We start from the raw sequence: 2,421 nt of genomic DNA on the forward strand, positions 1-2,421 counted from the left end.
GTACTGACAGAGCCGCTTGCGTCACAAGGAAACCCCGGCCCGTCGGAATCGGGCCGGGGTTTCCGGCATGAGGGGACAGTCCCCGCCAGACACCCGGAACCGCACGGCCGCACCCACGCACACCACACCCAGGGTGCCGCCCGACAGTAGCGCGTCGAAGTCGTCGGGCGCGGCGTCGGACACCAGGTGCTGGACAGTGACGGTTCCGACGGGTCCATGTCGGATCGGCATGCCTGGATGCCGCCGCCGTACGAACTGATGGGATTTCTGGCTCGCGCCAAAGCTGAGGAGGTTCGATATCCGGGGCGTCGTGGACCCATTTGTCCCGGCAGCGTCCTTGCAGAGCCCTGCCGGACGTACTCCTGCCACGGACACCTCGACCGGCGACGCGGGGGCGGTCGCCGCAGACCGAAAGCTGGACAGAGCGCACGCCCGTATTCAACGGACCGTCAATAATATCCCGTAGCGATGGAGTTGGCATGCTCGCGCGCTGAACGAGGGGATGGCCCCAGCTCACGAGATTGTCGCCCACGACGTTGCGGTGGAGGTCGACCGCTCCGGGCTGATGACCACGTATCCGGCTCGGCCTGCGGGAGCCGGCGATCATCCGGCCGTGCTCGTCGCCTCTGAGCTGTGGGGTGTGACCGAAGACGGGCAGCAACCGGGCGGCGCCGGACTGCCAGTGGATCCACTCGGCTGCGCCGCCCTTGACGCTGATCTTCCCGCGCTTGTCGGCGGTGAACAGGTCCGTCCGTGCGAACGCTGTGTCGTGAGCCAGCGGAAGCCGTCCCCAAGCGACCTGTCCAAAGTCCGATGGGCCTTGGACAAAGCGACATTGACGGCCTGGAGGAAAGCCCGACTCGACCGCAGACAGCCAGCTCGGTCGAATGTTCAACGCGATCCTGCACGTCAACCGCATCGGAATTCCCTGGAAATGCCTCCCGCGCGACTTCCCGAACCGCGGCACCGTCCATGCCGCCGTGGTCTGTCGATGGTGGTCACCGCTGCCGCTTCACCTACCGATAGGGGAGGCAAGCGAAGCCTCAAAAGAGTACAAATGTTATATGAGTGAGAAATCAGAAAATCTGCATGACGTGGATGAATGGGCCGACCGCATCCGGGACGCCTCGTCCGGGTCCGATGCGCAGGCTGTCCGCAAGGTCGTCAGCGACATTTACCGCGCCGCCCAGGACGAACTCGACAAGGAGCGGGCACAGGCCGAATACGAACGCGAGGAGTAGCCATCCGAGCTCACTCCGTGCCCGGAGTTGAGTCGGGGGGCCGTGCGGTGTCCGGAACGGCTGGACCGGCGGTGATCCGTCGTCGGCCGTCGGGCTGGCGCGAAGGTGCTGGTCATGGCGGAGACGGCGCCGCCGGTATCGGCCGCGGTTTTATCTGCGTACGCCTGGAGGAACGCCCGGCTCGACTGCAGGTCAGTGACGACGTCGGGGAGCACGTTGTGCTGCCCGATGAACTCCGGTCCTCGGTCGATGTGGGCCAGGAACTCCTCAGCCCGCCAGGGCTCGAGCGGGCGCATCTCGGCACCGTCATTGCCCAGGGGTGTCGCGTACACCGTCACCATTCACGGTCGGCGTCAGCGCACACCGTGAAGGCACCTTCTCACGGGCGTCCGTGGTGGTGCGGCCTCGGCGGTCCGATGTCCCAGGCCGGTCCGGGTGGCCAAACCTGTGCTCCCGCTTCGGGGGCAGCGGCTCGATCTGTTCCCGCGGTTCGTCTGTCACGATTCCCGGCGACGTGCCGACGGCCAATCAACGGACAACTTGTTTCCCAGCGGTAGTCGGCAAGGCCGTAGCCGCTTCATTACGTGAGTGCTGCTCATGCATTGGTGGCCAGAGGTCCTGAACAGTGCTGACCGCTGTGTAGGAGAGGACGGCCCAAGTGGTGCGGGCGGGAATGGGCAGGTGGCGACGGCTTACCCGGGAACCTTGGCCACTTCTTCGGGAGCTGTTGGCGGACTTCGCTATGGCGGATAGGGCCGCGTGGCTGGACATCGAGGGGGTCGTCGCGGGGGCCTGCGCCGCCGTTGCGTCGGTTGGTGGGGGTGAGGGGGTGGCGGGGTTGGGTTGGGGTGGTGAGGGTGCGTTGGCTGGGGTGGGTGATGGTTGTTCAGGGTGTCGGGGTAGTGGGGGGCGTGGTGTGTGGGTGGTGGGTGTGCTGCCGGGTGGGTGAGGGGGTGGGGGTTTGTCGCTCGGGTGGGCTAATCGTGTGCCAGCAGGGCTTATGTTGTTGTTATTTGACGGATAGTCAGATTGTGTTCCGGGGTGCGGGGGGTGGGGTGTTTACACCCGGTCGGCCCTGTGATGCGACGCCGGGGACCTGTCCGATATGACAGGTAATGGTGTTGTAAGTACGTTCGTTTCAGGTCGGCTGCCCAGCCGGCGTCTCTGAGACAGGAAGAAG

2 pseudogenes are annotated in these 2,421 nt (G+C 65.6%); one reads left to right on the top strand and one right to left on the bottom strand.

The window, feature by feature from the left end:
• Positions 1-769 precede the first annotated feature (769 nt).
• Positions 770-974: pseudogene (locus tag ACIBB8_RS37760) on the top strand (transposase); the annotation flags it as partial.
• A 398-nt stretch (positions 975-1,372) separates the two neighbouring features.
• Here the strand turns inward: ACIBB8_RS37760 and ACIBB8_RS37765 are convergent.
• A pseudogene (locus tag ACIBB8_RS37765) lies at positions 1,373-1,573 on the bottom strand (RimJ/RimL family protein N-acetyltransferase); the annotation flags it as partial.
• Between the last annotated feature and the right edge of the window lie 848 nt (positions 1,574-2,421).

Origin of the sequence: Streptomyces sp. NPDC051286 (genome assembly GCF_044455345.1) — a bacterium.
GTDB lineage: Bacteria > Actinomycetota > Actinomycetes > Streptomycetales > Streptomycetaceae > Streptomyces.